Genomic DNA, 20,835 nt, shown 5'->3' with positions numbered 1-20,835 from the left:
CCTGCTCAGGCACACGGGCCGAGGAGCTTCGGGACCAGCTCCCTACGCCCCGCCCCGCCCCTCCCCTGCGCCCCTCCCCCGCGCCGCGCACGCCGCGGCGATCGCCTCCGCCCCGGCCTCCCGCGCCGCGATCTCGCACGCGCGCCACGCCGCGAGCCGCTCCGGCGCGGCCGCGCCGCGGGCCGCGGCCGCGACCCGCGCCTCGACCGAGCGCGCGAAGGCGTCCAGCGCCGCCTCGTCCCCGCGCTCCGACAGGAGCACGCCCAGCGTGAGCGCCGCGTGCGCGACCTGCCGCTCCGCGCCCGGGTACATCGCCTCCGCGAGCGCCTCGGCGAGCGCCGGCAGATCGCGGCGCGCCGCGGCCTCGCGCGCCCGCACCTCGGGCGACGCGGCCTCGGCCCCCGCGACGCCGAGGCGCCGCTCCAGGTAGCCCACCACCGAGCGGGCGACGCGCTGGAACGAGGCGAGCCCGTCGGTCGGCACCTCCAGCACGCCGCCCCCGGCGCGCGCGCCCGCCGCGTCGAGATCGAGCACGATCACGAGATCCTCCCGCTCCCCGACGACCAGGAGGTCGCTCGCCCAGTCGAGCGAGCGCTCCTCCGTGAGCCACGCCGTCGCCCGCGCGAGATCGCCGCGCGGCAGGATCCGCGTGCCGTCCGGGAGCGCGAGCCCGTCCGCCGCCGCGTAGAGCGCCGCGACGTCCGGCGGCTCGGCCAGATCGAGCGGCCACGCGCCCGCGGCCGCCTGGAGCCGCGCCTCCACGCCGGGGTGCGCGAGCAGCGCGGCGACGCGCGACGCGAGGGCCGAGGCCGCGCTCACGGCGCCGGCACCCGCCCGCGCGGCGCGTCCGCGAGGCTCTGGAGGAAGCCGTGGGCCTGGGCGGCCGCCGCGGGCACGTCGAAGACCACGAAGTGACCGTCGCTCCCCTCGGCGACCGGCCACTGCGCGAGCACGCCCGAGGCGCGGCCGCCCGCGAGGTTCCCGGCGAGCCCCTCGGGCGGCACCTCGACCGGCGCGGGGCCGCCGACGCCGTACTCGCGGATCGGACGCTGCGCGGGCGACTGCAGCGGCAAGCCCATCGCCAGCGCGTGCATCTCGATGCCGCGCGGCGGCGCGTACGAGTCGCCGCTGCCGTCCGGGTTGATGCCCTCTGTCATGTAGATGCTCTTCGGCGCGAAGCCGTCGCGGGGCGCGACGAACAGCCGCGCAGCGTAGTGGATCGGATCGACCACGTCGACGATCGACTGCGCGAGCGAGATCGCGGGGTGGAATTCGTTCACCTCCCCCTCCTCCTCGCCCATGAGCCCGAGGAACACCGCCTTGACGAGCGCCGCGATGCTCGGCGGGGGGTTCGTCTTCTCGAGCAGGGTGATCGACATGACCGCCGACGCCCCGGAGAGCACCCCGCCCCGCGCCGAGTCGTCGGCCGCGAGGTAGAGCGGGCCGTTCAGCCCGCCCTGGGAGTGCCCGAAGAACAGGATCTTCGACGGGTCGAAGCGGATCTCCTCCCCCGTGCTGGACACGCCGGCGGGCACGGTCATGCGCGACTCGGTGAAGAGGCGCGCCCGCTGCACCTCGTCGAGCGCCGACTGGCGCGCGTTCGTGCGCGCCGCGTGCACGTTCTGCACGTTGTAGAACAGGGGCCCGGCCTGCGCCGCGTCCTGGGGCGCCTCCGGGCGCGCGCCGTGGAAGATCTGGTCGACGCCCATGACCGCGAGGCACCGCTCGGCGAGCGCGGGGCCGGTGAGGCTGCGGACGTAGGAGCGGTAGTCGCCGCCCGTGCCGTGGGCGTAGAGCACGACGGGGTAGCCGGCCTTGGGCATCGGGCAGCGGCTCGCGGCGGGGACCGTGATCGAGAAGCGCAGGTCGAAGTAGCCGGCGATCACCGGCTCGCCGGCCTTGCTCGCGAAGCCGCCGCCGTCGGCGTCGGTCGCGTACGGGGCCCGGCCGATCTGGTAGCTCGGGGACGGCCCGTACACGCCGGCGTACTCGTCCCACGACGGCGCGTGCTTCACGAGCCGAAAGAGCGCGGGCCGCGCCTCCGGCGGCGGGACGCTCGCGCGCAGGTGATCGCGCAGCGCGAAGAGCTCCGCGGTCGGGTCGGAGGTGGTGAAGACCGCGAGGTGGACGATGCGCTCGCGCTCGACGCCGGCCGCCTCGATCTCGTCGACCGCGGGCGCGAGGGCCGCGCGCGCGGCCTCGACGTCGGCGCTGGCCGGGTCGATCCCGAGCGCCTGCCGCAGCTCGGGGCTCGCCTCGACGCGGCCGCCGTCCTCGCCGCGCAGCGCGTCCGTGACGACGAGGGCGTACCGGGTCCGCGGCCGCAGCGGGAAGCCCATCACGGGCATGAAGGCGAGGGTGTTCTCCGGCAAGTAGACGCCGGCGTCGCGCCGGAAATGGACCGAGATCGGGCGCCGCTCTCCGCGCGCCGGCGAGCCCGGATCGACGTCGATGAGCTGCACCGGCCCGGCCGGGCTCATGGCGAGCGCGGGCGTCTCGGGGAGCGAGGAGGCGTCGACCGGCCCGGCGAAGCGCAGGTACCCCGCCGCCGCCGGCGAGAAGCCGTCGAGGACCGAGTCCATCTCGCGGACGTACTCGTCGAGGAGCCTGAGCCGCCGCGGGTTGGGGTAGCCCTCGAGCCGCACCGCGCCGCCCTCGCGGCGCAGATCGCTCGGCCACGGCGCGTCGAAGAACCGCGCTCCGCGGAGCTCGCCGAGGCGCGCCGGCGAGGCCCAGATCGACGAGACGCTCGGGCGCGCGTCGCCGCAGCCGAGCGCCGCGACGAGGGACGATGCCGCGATCGTCGCCGCGGCGCAGGAGGGACGCATGCGGAGATAGTGGCGCACGCGCTCGTCGAGATCGACAGCCGGGCGCGCGAGCGAAGCGGCCGGACAGGCGGAGCGCGGCGCGCTGATCGGCGTCGCTTCGTCGCGGACGCGATCGTAGCAGAGCGCACGGCGCGCCCGCTCTGTTCAGATTTCAGGTCCTCCGCGCAGCCGTCCCGGCCAATGGGCGGTTCCCTGATCTGATGAGGACAGAGGGCTTCTCAACGCAGGACACAGCGGCGACGCGCGCCGTCACGTGTCCGTCCTCGGACGTGGTTCCAGGCCTACGGCGCCTTCGCGCACCGCGCTCCGGCGTGGTCGGCGCTGGGCGCGAGCTCGCCCTTGCGACGGGCGCCGGAGAACCGTTGCGAACCAACGTTGTTCCCGCTGCTGCCGCCCACCCGGAGCGAATCGCTGGAGAGGCTGACACAATTAATGCATCCGCCTGGGTGAGCGCCGAATGCAACCAGCGTCCACCCCTGCCAATTACCTATGAATTCAGTGTGACCGCAGATACTACGCGGTGCTTGCATTCCCACTCGCTGTGCTCTAGCCTCTCATGGCGCCGCGACGATCAGCTCCGGAACGAGGCGCCTGTTCGAAGGTGATCCTACGCAGCCCCCATCTCCCGATGGGTAAGGCCTCTGGATTCCCCCAGCATCGCTGGGGTTTACCTGTTTCTTCACCAGAATGACGAATACCTTGCACGGCTCAACGGACGAATCGGAGTACCTGGCGCGTCAAGTGATGGACCTCGTCTTGCACCGGAAGCGGAATGCGTGGCCGCTCGGTGGGCAAGTCGAGCCGAAGGTGTTGGCGCAGCGAGTGGGAAAGACGATCACGCCGGCGGGCCTCGGGGAAAAGGAGGCGCTGCGGCGCTGGGTCGAAGAGCTGGCGCCGGCGACGGTCGCGGCCGATCACCCCCGCTACTTCGCGTTCATCCCCCATGCGCCGACCGAGGCGTCGGTGCTCTTCGACCTGGTCGTGAGCGGAGCCGGGCTTTGCGCGGCGAGCTGGCTCGAAGCTGCCGGCGCCGTCTACGCGGAAAACGAGGCGTTGCGCTGGATAGCCGACCTCGCCGGCTTCCCCGCGGGCGCCGGGGGCACCTTCGTGCCCGGTGGGACGATGGGCACGCTCTCGGCTCTCCATGCGGCCAGGCACGCGGCGCTCGCGCGGCGCCAGGGCGTACGGCCCGCTCGCTGGAAGCTGGCAGCCTCGACTGACGGCCACTCGTCGATCAAGCAGGCGGCGCGCATCCTGGACGTCGAGCTGATCGACGTCCAGGTCGATGACCATCACCGCATGACCGGCACGGGCCTCCGGGCAGCGCTCGACGCGCAGGGCGACGATGGGCTCTTCGCGGTGGTCGCGTCGGCGGGAGGAACGAACCTGGGATTGATCGATGATCTCTCCGGCATCGCGCAGGTCTGCCGCGAACGGCGCGCGTGGCTGCATGTCGACGGGGCATACGGGCTCGCGGCGCTGGCCGCGCCCAGCAAGCGCGGGGCTTTTGCCGGGGTCGAGATGGCCGACAGCTTCACCGTCAATCCGCACAAATGGCTCTTTGCGCCCTACGACTGCTGCGCGTTGGTCTACCGCGATCCGGCGCAGGCGCGGGCGGCGCACAATCAATCGGCGGCCTATCTGGATCCCATCAACGAGAGCACCGACTGGAATCCCGCGGACTACGCGGTGCAGATGAGCCGACGCGCTCGCGGGCTCCCCCTCTGGTTCTCGCTCGCCGTTCATGGGACGGACGCCTACTCCGCCGCGATCGAGACGACCCTTGCGCTGACGCAGCAGGCGGCAGAGGCGATCCGCGCGAGGGCGTTCTTGGAGCTGCTCATCGAGCCGGAGCTGAGCGTCCTCGTGTTCCGCCGCCGCGGCTGGTCCGCAGCGGACTACAATGCATGGTCGGACCACCTGATCGCCTCGGGCGCGGGCTTCGTCGTACCCACGACCTTCCAGGGCGAACCGGCGGTGCGGCTCGTCATCATCGACCCGAGAAAGACGCACGCAGACATCGAGAGAGTGCTCGACTCGATGAAGGCCGCTCCTCGCTGACCGGGCCGACGGGCGATGACCGGAGCCCGCCGGCGGCCGCCCGACCACGGCCGACGCGAACGCCGCTCCGCCGCACACGCAGCGCGCGAGCCGGTCGTGCTCGGCTCGGCGCGACGGCTCGAGCAGAGCCTCAGCTCAGCTGCGCGAGGGCTTGCGCGAGATCGGCGAGCAGATCGTCCACGTCTTCCAGCCCGACCGACAGGCGGAAGAGATCGCCGGCCGGCTTGCTCCCTAGCGAGGCCTCCTCACCAGCATCTTTAACCATCGAGTGCGACATCGATTGAGCATGCTCGATGACGCTATAGATCCCTCCCAGGCTCACCGACAGCCCGATGACCTGGGGCGCCTCCAGCAGCCGTGCAATGTTGCTCGCAGGCCCCCCCACGGAGAAGGCGACGACGCCTCCGCCGCCGCCGAGGAGCTCGCGCGCTCGGTCATGCTGCGGATGCGACCGCAGGCGCGGATAGCGCACCGACGTGACCCGGGGATGCCCGTCCAAGAACTCGGCGATGCGGGCGGCGCTCGCGTTTTGTTGCGCCACGCGGACATGAATCGTCTTGAGCCCCTCGGAGACGAGCCAGGCGGCGTGCGGATCCATACAAGAGCCATACAGCGTTTGCTTACGCCAAATCTTCTCGGCGAGCGCGTTCGAGCACATCGCAGCGCCACCGTGGACGGAGAAATGGCCGCTCATGTACTTCGTCAGGCTGTGAACGACGACGTCGGCTCCCAGGGTCGAGGTCTCGAGGACCCCGGGAGGGGTGAACGTCGCGTCGCAGATGCTCGTCGCGCCGTACCGAGCGGCCAGCCGGCAAATCTGCTTGCAGTCCGGCAGGACCAGGTCTGGATTGCTCAGCGTCTCGAAGTACACCGAACGGCAGCCGCGTCGGAGCAGCTGCTCGAGCTGCTCAGTGTCCTCGGGCACGAAGAAGCAAACCTTGTAGCCGAAGCGCCGCATGTCCTCGGCGCAGAACCTGAAGCTATCGCCATAGAGCCGGGTCGACACCGCGAGCGTGTCGCCAGGGTCATTGAGAGCGAGCAGCACGGTCGTGATCGCCGACATGCCCGAAGGAAAGGCGACCGCGGTCTCCGTCTCGGCGAGCGCCACCAGCTGCTTCTCCAGAAAGCCGACCGTCGGATTGCCCCAGCGGGTGTAGTAGGAGCTCGGTCGCGTCGCATGCTCCGAGCCGACGGCGACCTCGTAGCTCGGCATGCGGAAGAGCGTCGTCTGATAGATTGGCTGAACGACCGGCACGTTCTCCGCGGCGATCGGTTTTGTAAGGAGAAGCCTAGAGCTGCTTTTCACCAGAACCTCGCAAGAATGTTGCGGCTATCGCCGCGCCGTCACTTCGTAGTGCCACGCCCTGTAGGCGTGGACGATTGCTACCCCGGGACGTCGAGAGAGCGAGCGCGAGCCCCAGTTGTTCGAGCCGACCTGGGTGCTCCCGGGGATCTCAGATCGGCAGGCTTCTGACACGATGGCATGCAATTCAAGAACGCACCACCTGAGCGAGCATTCGCTCGAAGGACTTCACCGCTTGTTCTGCGGCAGCCGGCTCGTCGAAGTCCTTGTTCTTGTAGTTTGGGCCGAGGAGCCTGGGATCGACCGAGACGCCGCGCAGGTGTTCTTCGGGGTGCTCGGCCAGGGACCTGGCCGTGCGGACCAGCATGCGTGTGGCCAGCCGGAGCACTCGCGCGCTGAGCTCCGGCAAGGTCCTGGACTGAAAGGGATCGATCCCGGCGACCCGGATGATGTCTCCGGTGTCGATGCCCGCGTTGACGAAGTGAACGCTGGCGCCCGCGCAGCGCCGGACGTTCTCGGGGACGCCCTCCATGACCACCTGCTCGATCGCCCACATCCCGCGCGCGTACGGCAAGACCGCCGGGTGCGAGTTGATGATCCAGCCGTCGAACGCGTCGATCCAGCGCTGTTTCAGGATCTTGGACAACCAGATGAAGAGCACGGGCCGGGCATCGCCGGCCGTGATGTCGTCGAGCCAGGCGAAGAGCTCGGGTGTGTTGAGATCTTGGCCGATGAAGCGGATAGGCAGCGATTCGCCCGCCGCCGGCTCCGGATACTCCGGAACACCATAGAGCGCGACGAACGCCTCGGCGAAGCCAGGCATCACGCTGTAGCCGCTGCTGTTGGAGTAGAGCCCGAGCAGCTCTTGCACCTCGTCAGGAGAGAGGCGCGTGCGGCCGCTATGTCTCCGGTGAAAGGCGACCTTCTCGGCCCACGTTCGCTGATCGGGGGCGTCCCGCACCAAGATGCCTCGGAACCCCTCGGCGTGGCGGAGCTGGCTCAGCCAGTCGACGATCAGATAACTCGCGTCCAGACAGTTTTCCGTGAGGAGATAGAACGGTCGCTGTCGCACGGGAGATGTTCTTGTCACGTGAAACCTACTTTCTCCTTCGCGGGGGTGCGGCGGCGCTGTCGCACGCGCGTCTCCCCGTGGCACAAAGAGCCTGTTCTCCTTCGCCGTGCGCCAGGTCTCGGGCCACGGCGCGAGCGATCTCCTTCGCAGCACGTGCGCTCGGCGCGGGCGGCCCCGGCGCGCCCGAGCGCACGTGCTGCGAGGGCCAGCATGTCAATCGCAGTACGATTCCAGCTTTCCTCGCCGCCGGACGTCCAGCGTGACGCAGTGAAAGCCTCCGCCGAGCGTGCGGCCATGGCGCAGTCGCAGGGGGATCACCTCCACACGGTGCCGTTCGAGCAGCCGAATCAGGCGGGTCTGATCTGCGTCCACGACGGCCAGATTCGGGCTGAGCATGAGCAGATTGATCCCGAGCCAGATCGACGCGCTCGGCGCAAGGTTCGAGTAGTGCACCACTTCCATCTCGGGAGCCACGATGACCTCCCACCCCCTGAGCGGAGCCGGGAGGTTGTCCTTGTTGACACGCTCCGGGTTGATCAGCACGAGGCCGGGACGGATCGGAGCCAGGGTGGTGTCGATGTGCGAGCCGCAATAGAGGTCACGGCAGGGATGGACGCGGTACTCCGGCCCGAGCGTGCTCTGAAGCCACTGTGCGCCCAGCTCGTTGCCGGTGGATGACACCAGGTAGAGGATGTCGCGCCCGAGGCGAAGCACGTTGGCGGCATCGAAGGCGGGTTCGATTTCTCGCAAGGTGGGCTGTTCAGGGTTGCTGGTCTCGTACAGCTCGTCCCTCAGGGACGGCTTCGGCGCCGAGAGCCAGCGCGAGCCGTGCTTCAAGTACCCGACGATGATATCGCGATAGGCCATGGACTCGAAGTAACGCGACCGAAATGGATTCGGGGACTCGATGACCGTATCGCCGATCGCGAGCAGGACGTCCCGGGGGCAGTACTGGAAATAGTACTCCGACTCCCAGAACGGCGTTCGAACGAACCCAGGGAAGTCGATCGACTTCGGCCTGCGAACGGTGATGCCCAGCCTGTCCAGTATCTCGATGAACCGCGCTAGATCTTCCTCCGTCTCCTCGATCACTTTGGCCGGGTATCTTCGGTCATCGGTCGATTCGATGATGTGCCGCGTGTTCGGCTCGATGGCGTTCATTCCATGATCGAAATAGGGCAGCTGCGCACACTTCGCACTGCCGACGATCACCTCTTCCAGCGGATCCCACTCATTGTAAACTTCAACACTGATATTTCTATTCGCAAGCATTTTCCTACTCTCGATCTCCAAGGACAACAATCATCGTTGCGGGCCCGCCGGCACGCTGCCAGCTCCGCAGGAATGCCCGGTCGCTCACTCGGTTAGGCGCTCGTGGCGGCTCTCTCCACCTCCGGCCCAGGCAGCGACGCGAAGACGGTGGAGAGCGCAGCCAGGCCCCGCGGCCGCTTCAAGTCGGCATAGGCAGGGTCCCTCCTCAAGATCGCGTCTACTTCCTTGAGACGCCAGAGGGGGACTCGGGGGAAGATGTGGTGAACCAGATGGTACCCTTCGCCCTCTTCCTCACCGAGCAGAAACCGCTCGACCGGGTTATAGTGGCGGTTCCATGTCATGTAGATATCGACGCGGGGCGCTGTCTCGATCAGCGGATAGTGCTCCAAGAGCTCTGCGATCGCGCCGATCCAGACCTGCGTGGTGACCAGCGGGACGAACCAGTACGCCACGAGCACGCCGAGCCACCCCGTAGCACCGGCGACGACGAAGATCGTCAGGAGGCCGACGATCCTCGCATAGCGCTCCCAGCTCGCCTCCTCCTTGTGCAAAATCCTATGTCGAACCAAATAGGCAATGTAGGACAACGTCGAGCGTGGGCCAGCCAGCGTCAGCAAATACTTGCGCAGCCTCTCTCGTCGGAGGTTCTGTCCGCACAGTCCGATGCGCTGGTACTGGAGGTAGTCCGGATCTCTCAGGGCATCGCCGAAACGACCGTGATGGTTGACGACGTGGGAAAGCCGGTACCCAGTGAAGCTCTGAAGCATCGGATAGCCGGCGAGCGTCGCGCCGAGAGTGGCACCTATCTTAGTGTTCGACATGAGCGTGCCGTGGCAGGCCTGATGGAGCACGCCTGCCAGCGCGCGCTGCCGCCCGCCTATGAAGAAGATGGCGACGACGTACGAGGCTACCCCCAGCGCCAGAGGGAGGTGCCGCCACGACCAGCACGAAAACCACGTCCACAGAAAAACGAACGACCAGTGCCTGACGATCTCCAAGGGACCGTGCCAATCGTCCGCCGGATAGCAGGCCCTGACGTCTTTAAGGATATCTTTCGAAAACTTGTGCCTCTTGACCGATTTCGCTGTTGTTCCCAAAGCTAACTTCTCCTGGATCCACTCGCTGAGATCGAGCTCTCTGCTAGAGCGCCAAACAGGCTCACTGCCCTCGGAGACCAGGCTCCCAGCCGCAGTGCCGAACAGGCCCCTGCCATCGGCCTCCCCATTTCTCGCGCTCTTACCGCGTGGCTCCCCCGGTGCCCTGGCCGTCGTCGCCAGGGCGATTCACAACGCTCACCGCTTTGTCACACGACCCGCGCCTCCCTCACCCATCCGCATTTCTCGGAGGTCAACCTCCAGCGGGCGCGGTATGTCGTCGACGGCCGACCGCAATGCAATGCATGTGCCCGGGGAAACATCTGGGGGGGATGCCGCCTCAATTGTCGCGTTCTCTTGGGCGGCGACTGGGTCTGACGTGCTGACAGCGTCGGGGCGTATCTTCGCGGGAAAGACCGCGCGCCGAGCAGCACGCAGCGAATGAGGAACAGGCTGCTCCGCTTATGGGGCAACCTCACAGGAGTGGCACGGCTGGCACGTGCCAGCGTGCCACGTGCCAGCGTGCCACGTGCCTGGCGATCCGCGGGCGGCCATCCGGGCAAGGCGGCAACCGGGTGAAGCGGGGAGTCTGGGCAGGACGGCAATCCGGGCAGGATGCGCGAGCAGGGCGAGGGCGGGCGGAGCGACGAGGCGCCCGGACGGGCGGAGCGACGAGGCGCCCGGACGGGCGGAGCGACGAGGCGCCCGGACGGGCGGAGCGACGAGGCGCCCGAAGGCACGGGACGGCCGGACGCGGGCGGCGCCTCGACGAGCGGGCGCTGCTGCGAGCCGCGCCGAGGGTGACTTCGGCCTGTGCTTCATATATATATGATTTAGGTGCTCCACATGTCGCTGGAAGGCAGAATCGCGCTCGTCACGGGTGGGGGTCGCGGCATCGGCCGCGCGATCGCCGAGCGGCTCGCGCAGGGCGGCGCGCGCGTCGCCGTCGCGGGCCGCACGCAGGCCGAGATCGACGAGACGGCCGCGGCCGTCGGCGGCGTCGCCGTCCGGCTCGACGTGGGCGACCGCGAGGCCGCGCTCGCCGCGCTCGCCGCGCTCGAGGCCGAGGTCGGTCGCATCGACGTGCTCGTCAACAACGCGGGCGCGGCCGAGAGCGCGCCGTTCGACAGGACCAGCGACGCGCTCTGGGACCGCATGCTCGCGGTCAACGTGACCGGCGCCTTCGTGCTGTGCCGCGCCCTGATCCCGAAGATGATCGCGCGCGGGTTCGGGCGCGTCGTCAACGTCGCCTCCACCGCGGGGCTCGCCGGCTGCGCCTACTCGACCGCGTACTGCGCGTCGAAGCACGCCATGGTCGGGATGACCCGCGCCATCGCGCTGGAGATCGCCCGGACCCCGGTCACCATCAACTGCGTCTGCCCCGGGTGGGCGAACACGAGGATGGCGGACCAGGCGATCGCCCGCATCGCCGAGAAGACCGGGCGGGGCGAGGACGCGGCGCGACGGGCGCTCGAGGCGATGTCGCCCCAGGGCCGGATGGTCGAGCCCGAGGAGGTCGCGCTCGTCGTGGCGATGCTCTGCGCCGACGAGGCGCGCAGCATCCACGGCCAGGCGATCCCGGTCGACGGCGGGCAGGTGATGCGGTGAAGGGCGGCCTCGAGATCGTGCAGCCGGCCGGGTGGCCCGCGCCGCGCGGGTACGCCAACGGCGTCGTGACGCGCGGCCGGACGCTGCACGTCGCGGGGCAGATCGGGTGGGACGCCGCGTCCGGGCAGATCCCGAGCGACGACCTGGCCGAGCAGTTCGCGCGCGCGCTCGACAACGTGCTCGCGGTCGTCGCGGCCGCCGGCGGCGCGCCGTGCGACGTCGCGCGGATGACCGTCTACGTGACCGACCTCGAGGCGTACCGGCGCTCGCGCGCCGCGATCGGCGCCGCGTGGCGAGCGCGGTTCGGCAAGCACTTCCCGGCGATGGCCCTCGTCGGCGTCGCGGGGCTCGTCGAGCCGCGCGCGCTCGTCGAGATCGAGGCCGTCGCGGGGCTCGTCGAGCCGGGCGCGCGCGGCGAGGCCGCGGCGGCCCCCGCGCCCGGCGGGGACGAGGGCGGCCCGTGAGGCGCGGGGCGCCGGCGAGGCGCCCGCTCGCCGCGGCGCCCCCGCCCGAGAGCGCGCGCGGCGATCAGGCCGCCGTGCGCGCCTGGGTGCGCATCCTCGCGGTCCACAAGCGCGCGCTCGCCGCGATCCGCGAGGACCTGGAGCACGAGATGACCCTCCCGCGCTTCGACCTCCTCGCGAACCTCGTGCGCAGCGACGGGCAGACGCTCGCGTCGCTCTCCCGCAGCATGCTGGTCACGGCGGGCAACCTCACCGGGCTCGTCGACCGCGCGGCGCGCGACGGCATGGTCGAGCGCCGGGCCGACCCGAGCGACCGCCGCGCCTGGCGGGTGCACCTCACGCCCAAGGGGCAGCGCGCGTTCCGCGACGCCGAGCGGCGCCACGCCGCGCGCGTCGCGAAGGTGTTCTCCGGGCTGAGCCAGGCCGAGCTCTCGACCCTGACGCGGCTGCTCGACAAGCTGCGCACCACGCTCCGCGAGCCGGACCTGCCCGTCCCGTCGCGCCCCGGCAGCGCCCGCGCGCACCCCGAGCGCAGCGCCCGCAGCCCGCCGCGGCGCACGCGGACCAAGCCCTGACCGCGAGACCCGTCCCAGAGCAACGCACCCGAACCCGAGAGGCCCCGATGACCCTCACCCCCCGCTCCTTCCAGCTCGAGATCGCCCGCGGCGTCGCGGAGGTCACGCTGCGCCGCCCCGACCGGCTGAACGCCCTCACCTTCGAGATCTACGGCGAGCTCACGGCCACGTTCCGCTCGCTCGAGCGCTCGGCCGCGCGCGCGGTCGTGCTCACCGGCGAGGGGCGCGGCTTCTGCTCGGGCGGCGACGTCGAGGGGATCATCGCCGAGCTGTTCGCGCGCGACGCGCGGGGGCTGCTCGAGTTCACCCGCGTCACCGGCGCGCTGATCCAGAGCATCTGCGAGCTCCGGCGCCCGGTCATCGCGGCGGTGAACGGGGTCGCCGTCGGCGCGGGCGCGGTGATCGCCGCCGCCTGCGACCTGCGCATCGCCGCGGCGAGCGCCCGCTTCGGGTTCGTCTTCCCCAAGGTCGGCCTGTCCGGCGCCGACATGGGCGCCTCCTACCTCCTGCCGCGCATCGTCGGCCACGGGCGCGCCGCCGAGCTGCTCTTCTTCGGCGATCTCATCGGCGCCGACGAGGCGCTCCGCATCGGCCTCGTGAACCGCGTCGTCCCCGACGGCGACGCGCTCCCGCTCGCGCGCGAGTGGGCCGAGCGCCTCGCGCGCGGGCCGGCGTTCGCGCACGCGATCACCAAGCAGATGCTGGAGAGCGAGCGCACGATGCCCCTCGCCGCCGCGATCGAGGCCGAGGCGCAGGCGCAGGCGCTCTGCATGGCGCACCCCGATTTCCGCGAGGCGTACGAGGCGAACAAGGCGAAGCGCCCGCCGCGCTTCGAGGGCGCCGCCCTGGGCGACGCCGCGGCGGCGTCCGCCGAGGAGGACGCGGCCCCCACCCCCCGGGCCACCGGCCCGTCGGCGCCCCGCACATGACGAGGCTCGCGCTCTCCTCGGCCGATCTCCCGGTCTTCTTCGAGGAGCGCCACGCGGCCCTCGCCGCGCGGCTCACCCCCGAGGCGCTCGCGCCGCTCGCGGGCGCGCAGGGCCCCGCCGCCGTGGCGCGCTGCATGGGCGAGCCGCTCGGGCTCTACGCGCACCTCGTCCCGGAGGCGCTCGGCGGCGCGCCCGCGGGCGGCGGCCCCGCCGCGGACCCCGCGGCCGTCGACGTGCGCTCGCTCGTGCTCATCCGCGAGGCGCTCGGCCAGGTCTCTCCGCTCGCCGACGCGATCTTCGCCGTGCAGGGGCTCGGCTCGTACCCGATCGTGCTGGCCGGCAGCGACGCGCAGCGCCGCGCGATCCTGCCCGACGTGCTCTCGGGGCGCCGCATCGGCGCCTTCGCCCTGACCGAGCCCGAGGCGGGCAGCGACGTCGCCTCGCTCCGGACCGAGGCCCGGCGCGAGGGCGACGGGTGGGTCCTCGACGGCGAGAAGGTGCTGATCTCGAACGTCCCGCTCGCGCACCACCTGGTCGTCTTCGCGCGCACGGGCGAGGGCGGCGGGCGCGCCGGGATCACGGCGTTCCTCGTCGACAGCGGCGCCCCCGGCGTCGCCGCGGAATCGCTCCCGATGTCGGTCCCGCACCCGATCGGCCGGCTCCGCTTCGACGGCTGCCGCGTGCCGGACCGCGCGCGCCTCGGCGAGGTGGGCGGCGGCTACAAGCTCGCGATGCAGACGCTCGACGCCTTCCGGATCTCGGTCGGCGCGGCGGCGAACGGCATGGCGGCGCGCGCGCTCCGCGAGGCGATCGCGCACGTCACGCGCCGCAGGCAGTTCGGCGCGCCGCTGTCCGAGCAGCAGATGGTGCGCGCCTACCTCGCCGAGATGGCGACCGAGCTCGACGCGGCGCGCCTCCTCGTGGCCCGCGCCGCCCACAAGCGCGACACCGGCGGCGCGGCGGCGCGCGTCTCGACCGAGGCGGCCATGGCGAAGATGTTCGCCACCGAGGCGGCGCAGCGGATCATCGATCGCGCGGTCCAGCTCCACGGGGGCCTCGGCGTCATCGAGGGGACCGAGGTGGAGCGGCTGTACCGCGAGATCCGGCCGCTGCGCATCTACGAGGGGACGACCGAGATCCAGAAGCTCATCATCGCGAAGGGGATCCTCGATCGCGCCGCCGCGGAGCTCGCGGCGGGCGAGCCTGCCCGCGGCGAGGCGCGGTAGCGATGTGGAAGCCGCCGGAGCGGATCCGCCACGCCCTGCCCCGCGAGGAGCCCCCGACCGCGGCCGAGGCGGCGCGCGCGCGCCTCTTCTCGCCGCTCCGGCTCGCCTCGGGCCTCGAGCTCGCGGAGCGCTCGTGGGTGCCGGCGATGGTCCCCTGGCGGGCGACGGAGGACGGGCTCGTCACGCAGGACGTGCTCGACTGGTACGGCCGCTTCGCCGACGGCCAGCCCGGCGCCCTCGTGGTCGAGGCGACCGGCATCCGCGACGTGCCGAGCGGGCCCTTGCTCCGCGCCGGCCACGATCGGTTCATCCCGGGGCTGGCGGAGCTCGTCCGGACGGTGCGCGCGAGGAGCGCGGGCCGGACGCGCGTGTTCCTCCAGCTCATCGATTTTCTCCGCATCCGGAGGCGCCCGACCCAGGAGAGGTTCCTGCGGCAGTTCCTGGAGATCACCGGCGCGCACCGGCGCGCCCTCGCCGAGGCGCTCGGGGAGCCGCGGCTCGAGGGCGCCCCGGAGCCCGAGGTGCGCGAGCGGCTGCTCGCGCTCGACGACGAGCGGATCGAGGCCGTGCTCGCGCCGCGCGAGCTCGAGGCGCTGCGCTTCGGCGAGCGGGAGCGCGTGACCGACGTCGCGCTCCCCCACATCCGCGACCTGCCGCGCGCGCTGCCGGGCCTCTTCGCCGCGGCCGCGGCGCGGGCGCGCGAGGCGGGCTTCGACGGGGTGGAGCTCCACTACGCCCACGCCTACACGATGGCCTCGTTCCTCTCCGCGCTGAACACCCGGACGGACGGCTACGGCGGCGACCGCGAGCGCCGCGCGCGCCTCCCGCTCGAGGTCTACGCGGCCGTGCGCGCCGCCGTGTCCTCCCGCTTCACGGTGGGCTGCCGCTTCCTCTGCGACGACGTCATCGCCGGCGGCAACCGGGTCGACGACGCGGCGTTCTTCGCGATCGCCTTCGCGCGCGCCGGCATGGACTTCCTCTCGCTGTCGACCGGCGGCAAGTTCGAGGACGCGAAGCAGCCCAAGGTCGGCGAGGCCGCGTATCCGTACACCGGCCCGAGCGGGTACGAGTGCATGCCGACGGCGCTCTCGGACGCGGCCGGGCCGTTCGGGCGGCAGGTGCCGAAGCAGGCGCGGGTCCGGCGGGCCGTGCGCGAGGCCGGCTTCGATACGCCGGTCGTCGTCGCCGGCGGGATCTGCACGTTCGCGCAGGCCGAGGCGATCCTCGCGGCCGGCGACGCCGACCTCATCGGCGCCGCCCGGCAGACGCTGGCCGATCCCGACTGGTTCCTGAAGCTGCGCCTCGGCCGCGGCGGCGAGGTGCGCCGCTGCATCTACTCCAACTACTGCGAGGCGCTCGATCAGCGGCACCGGCCCGTCACGTGCCAGCTCTGGGATCGCGAGGGGCTCGACGAGCCCGGCGTCGCGACGACGGACGGGGGGAAGCGGCGGCTCACGGCGCCGCGGTGGAGGCGAGAGGAGGCGTGACCATGAGCGCACCGACATTTCCCGAAGAGTTCAACCTCGCCGACTACTACCTGTTCGACCGGCTGCGCGAGGGGCTCGGCGACAAGGTCGCCCTGCTCTTCGGCGATCAGCGGCACACCTACGCCGACGTCGCCGAGCAGGTCCGCAGGCTCCGCGCGCACCTCGCGGTCGAGGACGTCGCGCCCGAGCAGCGGGTGCTCATCGTCCTGCACGACTCGCCCGCGTTCGTCTGGGCCTTCTTCGCGGCGCTTCATCACGGCGCCGTCGTGGCGATGGGCAACCCCGAGGCGCCGGCCGCCGACCTCGCGTACCTCGTCGAGTACACGCGGGCCGCGGCGGTCGTCACGATCCCGCGCGTCGCCGACGCGATCCAGGGCGCGCTGGCGGCGGCGGACCTCCGGACGCTCGTCCTCGCGCCGGAGGTCCCGACCGGCGGCGACCTCGAGGCCGACCTCGCCCTCTCGCCGGCCCTCGATCGGCTGCGGGGCATCTCGCTCCGCGACGCGCTCGCGCAGGGGCGGGCCGCGCTCGTGCCGCGGAGCGCCCCGGTCGTCCCCCGCCTCACGCGGCGCGACGACGTCGCCATCTGGCTGTTCACGTCCGGCTCGACCGGCAGGAGCAAGGCGGCGATCCACACGCACCGCGATTTCGCCTTCAACACAGAGCGCTACGCCAAGGCGACCGTGGGCTACCGCAGGGACGACGTCACCGTCTCGGTGCCGCGCCTCTTCTTCGGCTACGCCACGGGCACCAACCTGATGTTCCCGTTCGCGGTCGGCGCGACCGCCGGCCTGTTCGTCGAGCGCCCGACGCCCGAGTCGCTCACCCGGTACATCGAGCGCTACCGCCCCACCGTGGTCACGAACGTCCCGACGATGATGGGCAAGCTGCTCGACCACGACGACGCCCGCGCCGCGCGCGGCGAGCCGCGCCTCGACCTCTCCAGCGTCCGCTTCCACCTCTCCGCGGGCGAGGCGCTGCCGCCCGCGCTCCTCGAGCGCTTCCGCGCGCGGTTCCAGGCCGACGTCTACGACGGCATCGGCTCGGCGGAGATGTTCCACATCTACTGCACGAACCGCCCCGGCGACGTGCGCCCCGGGTCGCTCGGCCGCGTCGTGGACGGGTACACGATCAAGATCCTCCCCTCGGACGCGGTCGGCCCGGGCGCGCCGGAGCTCCCGCCGGGCGAGACCGGCGTGATGTGGGTGAAGGGCGACTCGGTCGCGCTCGGCTACTTCCAGGATCGCGACAAGAGCTGGAGCACCTTCCACGGCCACTGGTGCCGCACCGGGGATCTCTTCCGCATGGACGCCGAGGGCTACCTCTGGTTCAGCGGCCGCGCCGACGAGCTGCTCAAGGTGGGCGGCGTCTGGGTCGCGCCGGTCGAGGTGGAGGAGTGCCTGACCGAGCACCCCGCCGTCAGCCTCGCCGCGGTGATCGGCGCCGAGGAGGCGGGCCTCGTGAAGCCGAAGGCGTTCATCGTGGTCCGCGACGACGCGCGCGGCCGCGTCGCCACCGAGGAGGGGCGGGCCGAGCTCGCCGCGGAGCTCAAGGCGTTCGTGAAGGACCGGCTGAGCAAGCACAAGTACCCGCGGTGGGTCGTCTTCGTCGACGACGTCCCCAGGAACGACCGCGGCAAGGTCGATCGCAAGGCGCTCCGGCAGCGCGAGGCCGCCGGCGCGAACCCGGCGGGCCTGTAGGCGTGCAGGCCGCGCCGCGCCTCGCCGAGCTCACGACGGCCGAGCTCGCCGCGCTCCTGTCGGGCGGCGCGCCGTGCGTCGCGCTCGTGCCCGTCGGGTCGGTGGAGCCGCACGGCCCGCACCTGCCGCTCGGGACGGACACGCTCATCGGCGAGGCCGCGGCCGAGCGGGCCGGCCGGCGGCTCTGGGAGCGGGGCGTCGCCGCGCTCCTCGCGCCGCCCGTCGGTTACGGCGTGACCGACTTCGCGGCGGGCTTCGCGGGCGCGATCTCGATCCCGGCGCCCGCGCTCACCGCCTTCCTGCGCGCGGTCGCGGAGGCGTACCTCTCGGCCGGCCTGACGCACGTCTGTTTCATCAACAACCACCTCGAGCCGGAGCACGACCGCGCCGTGCGCGCCGCCGTGAGCGACCTGCCCCCGGGCCGCGGCTCGGTGGCCTGCCCGCTCGCGCGCCGCTGGGCGCGGACGCTCTCCGCCGAGTTCCGGAGCGGCGCCTGCCACGCCGGCCGTTACGAGACCTCGCTCGTCCTCGCCGCGGCCCCCGCCCTCGTCCGGAGCGACATCGCCCGGGCCCTGCCCGATCTCGAGGTGAGCCTGTCGGAAGGCATCAAGGCAGGGGTGAAGCGGTTCATCGACCTGGGTATGGACGCCGCCTACACCGGCGCTCCGCGCGAGGCCTCGGAGGACGAGGGCCGCGCGCTGCTCGATCTCCTCGCGGCGATGATCGTCACCGAGGTCGAAGAGGGTCTCTCCAGGGCCGCCGGCCCCGACTCCGCGCCTGGACAGGGCAGCAGCGCGTGATTTAGCGGCCTGAGCAGGTAAGTGGCCAGACAGGCACGCGGGTAGGCGGAGGCAATCCGGCTGCCCCCCTCACCCCCGCTCACACGCGCCTTGCCGGTAAAATTCCACCAACGCCGCGCGCCCCGGCAAGTCCTGGCAAGCCCGGGGAGACCGAGGACGCGCCCGTGAGCGGCACCACCAAAATGAGCAGGCGGGGGCTCGACAAGCGCTGGCGATCGGCGCAATAATGTCTCTTTTTGTCTCAACACGACTCGTGTTCTCACAAGGTTTCTCATCACAAATCTCGATTCGCGATTGACGTATTCCTTTTGAAGTCGTAAAACGGTATCGTTTTCCTCGCGCGCTGATCGAACCCAGAACGATCCGACCGTTGGCCTGACATAGGTGATCATTCACGGCGCGCGGGCAGAGGATGATTTTGGCGGGGGGCGCTCTCTGGCGCTCCAGCGCGACGGCGTCACAGTTGGCCTCGCTGGCGGGCTCGCCCGGCGATGCGGATCGGAGAGCATCATGAGGAATCGCACGTTCGTGAGAGGGAATCGGCATCTTCTCCTGGCCTACCTCGCCGCGGCATCCGGCGCGGCGGCCGCCGGGTGCGTCGGCGCGCCGGGCGCGGGCGACGAGCTCGTCGACGAAGCGCAGCAGGCGGTGATGACCTGCGTGACGCTCCAGCGCGCCGGGACGACGGGCACGGTCAAGGACGTGACGATCCATGAGTCGTCTCGCGGCTATTCGGACAATGGGCCCAACATGAATGTTGGCGTGACCTCCGGGACGACCCCGACGCGTATGTTCGGGCTGATGGCGTTCGACCTCTCGTCCATTCCCTCTGACGCCAGCATCATCTCGGCGAACCTCGCCGTGAACCTCGGCGGTGCGACGGCCGAGGTGGTCCGAGTACACCAGGTCACGCTGCCCTGGGAGGAGACCACCGCGAAGTGGAGCACGCACGGGGAGGCATGGGATCCTGGGGTCCTCGGGACCATCACGACGAGCGGGGGATTCGCCTACGGCTACAAGACGGTCAACATCACGGCGCTCGTGCAGAACTGGGTGAACGGCACCGCTGCGAACAACGGCGTTCTCTTCGAGCAGACCGCGAATAGCACCGACATCCGGACCAGCGAGAACACGAACACCATCTGGGAGGAGCGACGTCCGAAGCTCACGGTCTGTTATGACAGCGCGACGGGCTCCGGATCGAGCTCCACGGCCTCCAGCACGTCCAGCACCTCCGCTTCCAGCACCTCCGCTTCCAGCACGTCGGCCTCGAGCACCTCCGCTTCCAGCACGTCGGCCTCGAGCACCTCCGCTTCCAGCACGTCGGCCTCCAGCACCTCCGCTTCCAGCTCGGGCTCCGGCGGCGCGGGCGGCGCCGGGGGTGCCGGCGGCGCGGGCGGCGCGGGCGGTGCAGGTGGCGGAGGCGGGGGCGGCGTGCCCGGCCTGCCGATCAGCTGCAGCACCGATACGCCGGGCGCCGGCGAGAACTGCGGCCTCGAGGGCAGCGACAACTGCTGCTCGACCCTCCCGGTCCCGGGTGGGACGTTCAACCGGCTCAACCATCCGAGCCTCCCCGCGACGGTCAGCGACTTCTACCTCGACAAGTACATGGTCACGGTGGGGCGCTTCCGGCAGTACATCGAGCGGACCGGCGGCCCGACGCAGGCCAACCCGCCGCCCGCCGGCGCGGGCGCGCACCCGAAGATCCCGAACAGCGGCTGGGATCCGACGTGGAACTCGAAGCTCACGGCCAGCACGGACGCGCTCCGGACGGCGCTCATCTGCGAGCAGTGGGACTGGCCGTCGTGGAGCAACACCCCAGGAGCCGAGGAGAAGAAGCCGATCGTCTGCGCGACGTGGTACGAGCTGTTCGCGTTCTGCGCGTGGGACGGCGGCCGGCTGCCGACCCAGGCGGAGATCAACTACGTGTCTGCCGGCGGCGACGAGCAGCGCATCTATCCCTGGGGCGGCACGAGCGTCGAGGACATCGAGATCGACGACGCCTCGTGGTGCTGCCAGGGCGACGGGTCGGTCGCGGGCGCCTGCAAGACGTCGTATCCCTCGCTCTACCCGTGCAGCCCGTCGGACCTCACCGAGGTCGGCAAATTCCCGAACGGCGCCGGGCGCTGGGGCCACATGGACCTGGCCGGCAACGCGTACAAGGCCACCCGCGACGGCTCGGACATCTATCAGCTGCTGACGCCCTGCAACGACTGCTCGCGGCTCGACAACAACTCCGCCACGCGCTTCATGCACGGCGGCAGCTTCCTGGCCGCCGGGTTCAAGCAGACGACGGACTATCAGGTCTCCTACCGGAACGACGATCGCCGCTACTACGTCACCGCCATGTGCGCGCGCGACCTGTGAGCTGAAGCCCGGCGGGCGCGGGCCCGCCGCGCCGGTCCCACCGCCTCCG

Annotated in this window: 16 protein-coding genes; 10 read left to right on the top strand and 6 right to left on the bottom strand. The window is 71.3% G+C overall.

The genetic code is table 11. From position 1 onward, the window contains the following. Window positions 1-42: 42 nt before the first annotated feature. Window positions 43-819, bottom strand: a complete 777-nt coding sequence (locus NQZ70_RS12305) for a hypothetical protein (protein ID WP_129574389.1) — start codon at window positions 817-819, stop codon at window positions 43-45. Beyond that, on the bottom strand, window positions 816-2,828 hold the full coding sequence (locus NQZ70_RS12300; RefSeq protein WP_207217813.1) for a hypothetical protein: 2,013 nt from the start codon (window positions 2,826-2,828) through the stop codon (window positions 816-818). The genes NQZ70_RS12305 and NQZ70_RS12300 overlap by 4 nt, the downstream gene beginning before the upstream one ends. A gap of 744 nt (window positions 2,829-3,572) precedes the next feature. Between NQZ70_RS12300 and NQZ70_RS12295 the strand changes: the two genes are divergently transcribed. Further along, the gene (locus NQZ70_RS12295; RefSeq protein ID WP_129581312.1) at window positions 3,573-4,889 is read left to right on the top strand and encodes a pyridoxal-dependent decarboxylase; all 1,317 of its coding nucleotides are present in this window, start codon (window positions 3,573-3,575) and stop codon (window positions 4,887-4,889) included. A gap of 130 nt (window positions 4,890-5,019) precedes the next feature. On the opposite strand, the gene NQZ70_RS12290 is transcribed toward NQZ70_RS12295, so the two are convergent. The 4 genes from NQZ70_RS12290 to NQZ70_RS12275 form a co-directional block, all read right to left on the bottom strand. Then, a complete protein-coding gene (locus tag NQZ70_RS12290; protein WP_237245255.1) occupies window positions 5,020-6,195 on the bottom strand; it encodes an aminotransferase class I/II-fold pyridoxal phosphate-dependent enzyme in 1,176 nt (391 codons plus the stop codon). Between the two features lie 184 nt (window positions 6,196-6,379). Beyond that, window positions 6,380-7,264 (bottom strand): formyltransferase family protein, encoded by an 885-nt coding sequence (locus NQZ70_RS12285; RefSeq protein ID WP_207217812.1) that lies wholly within the window; start codon window positions 7,262-7,264, stop codon window positions 6,380-6,382. A 213-nt stretch (window positions 7,265-7,477) separates the two neighbouring features. Next, on the bottom strand, window positions 7,478-8,536 hold the full coding sequence (locus NQZ70_RS12280) for an inosamine-phosphate amidinotransferase 1 (RefSeq protein ID WP_129581310.1): 1,059 nt from the start codon (window positions 8,534-8,536) through the stop codon (window positions 7,478-7,480). A gap of 92 nt (window positions 8,537-8,628) precedes the next feature. Further along, on the bottom strand, window positions 8,629-9,534 hold the full coding sequence (locus NQZ70_RS12275; protein WP_129574387.1) for a fatty acid desaturase: 906 nt from the start codon (window positions 9,532-9,534) through the stop codon (window positions 8,629-8,631). Window positions 9,535-10,476: 942 nt separating this feature from the next. Here NQZ70_RS12275 and NQZ70_RS12270 point away from each other — a divergent pair. The 9 genes from NQZ70_RS12270 to NQZ70_RS12230 all read left to right on the top strand — a co-directional run bounded on the left by NQZ70_RS12270 (window position 10,477) and on the right by NQZ70_RS12230 (window position 20,786). Continuing rightward, window positions 10,477-11,238 (top strand): SDR family NAD(P)-dependent oxidoreductase, encoded by a 762-nt coding sequence (locus NQZ70_RS12270; protein WP_129581309.1) that lies wholly within the window; start codon window positions 10,477-10,479, stop codon window positions 11,236-11,238. After that, window positions 11,235-11,702, top strand: coding sequence for a RidA family protein (locus tag NQZ70_RS12265; protein WP_129574386.1), 468 nt, complete (start codon window positions 11,235-11,237; stop codon window positions 11,700-11,702). Before NQZ70_RS12270 ends, NQZ70_RS12265 begins: the two co-directional genes overlap by 4 nt. Then, on the top strand, window positions 11,699-12,277 hold the full coding sequence (locus tag NQZ70_RS12260; protein ID WP_129574385.1) for a MarR family winged helix-turn-helix transcriptional regulator: 579 nt from the start codon (window positions 11,699-11,701) through the stop codon (window positions 12,275-12,277). Before NQZ70_RS12265 ends, NQZ70_RS12260 begins: the two co-directional genes overlap by 4 nt. A gap of 47 nt (window positions 12,278-12,324) precedes the next feature. Then, on the top strand, window positions 12,325-13,206 hold the full coding sequence (locus NQZ70_RS12255) for an enoyl-CoA hydratase family protein (RefSeq protein ID WP_129574384.1): 882 nt from the start codon (window positions 12,325-12,327) through the stop codon (window positions 13,204-13,206). Next, window positions 13,203-14,432 carry an acyl-CoA dehydrogenase family protein gene (locus NQZ70_RS12250; RefSeq protein ID WP_129574383.1) on the top strand — a complete coding sequence of 410 codons (1,230 nt, stop codon included), beginning with the start codon at window positions 13,203-13,205 and terminating at the stop codon, window positions 14,430-14,432. The genes NQZ70_RS12255 and NQZ70_RS12250 overlap by 4 nt, the downstream gene beginning before the upstream one ends. 2 nt (window positions 14,433-14,434) lie before the next feature. Continuing rightward, window positions 14,435-15,919 (top strand): NADH:flavin oxidoreductase, encoded by a 1,485-nt coding sequence (locus NQZ70_RS12245; RefSeq protein ID WP_129574382.1) that lies wholly within the window; start codon window positions 14,435-14,437, stop codon window positions 15,917-15,919. A 2-nt stretch (window positions 15,920-15,921) separates the two neighbouring features. Next, window positions 15,922-17,619: a benzoate-CoA ligase family protein gene (locus NQZ70_RS12240; protein ID WP_129574381.1), complete on the top strand. Its 1,698-nt coding sequence runs from the start codon at window positions 15,922-15,924 to the stop codon at window positions 17,617-17,619. Between the two features lie 2 nt (window positions 17,620-17,621). Next, on the top strand, window positions 17,622-18,419 hold the full coding sequence (locus NQZ70_RS12235) for a creatininase family protein (protein WP_129574380.1): 798 nt from the start codon (window positions 17,622-17,624) through the stop codon (window positions 18,417-18,419). 510 nt (window positions 18,420-18,929) lie between these two features. Next, complete coding sequence (locus NQZ70_RS12230) at window positions 18,930-20,786, top strand: SUMF1/EgtB/PvdO family nonheme iron enzyme (protein WP_207217810.1); 1,857 nt, start codon at window positions 18,930-18,932, stop codon at window positions 20,784-20,786. The last annotated feature ends 49 nt before the right edge of the window (window positions 20,787-20,835 follow it).

This window comes from Sorangium sp. So ce836 (assembly GCF_028553905.1).
Taxonomy (GTDB): domain Bacteria; phylum Myxococcota_A; class Polyangia; order Polyangiales; family Polyangiaceae; genus Sorangium; species Sorangium cellulosum_D.
Note: the sequence above shows the minus strand (reverse complement) of the source record. Positions and strands in the feature narration are given on the sequence as shown.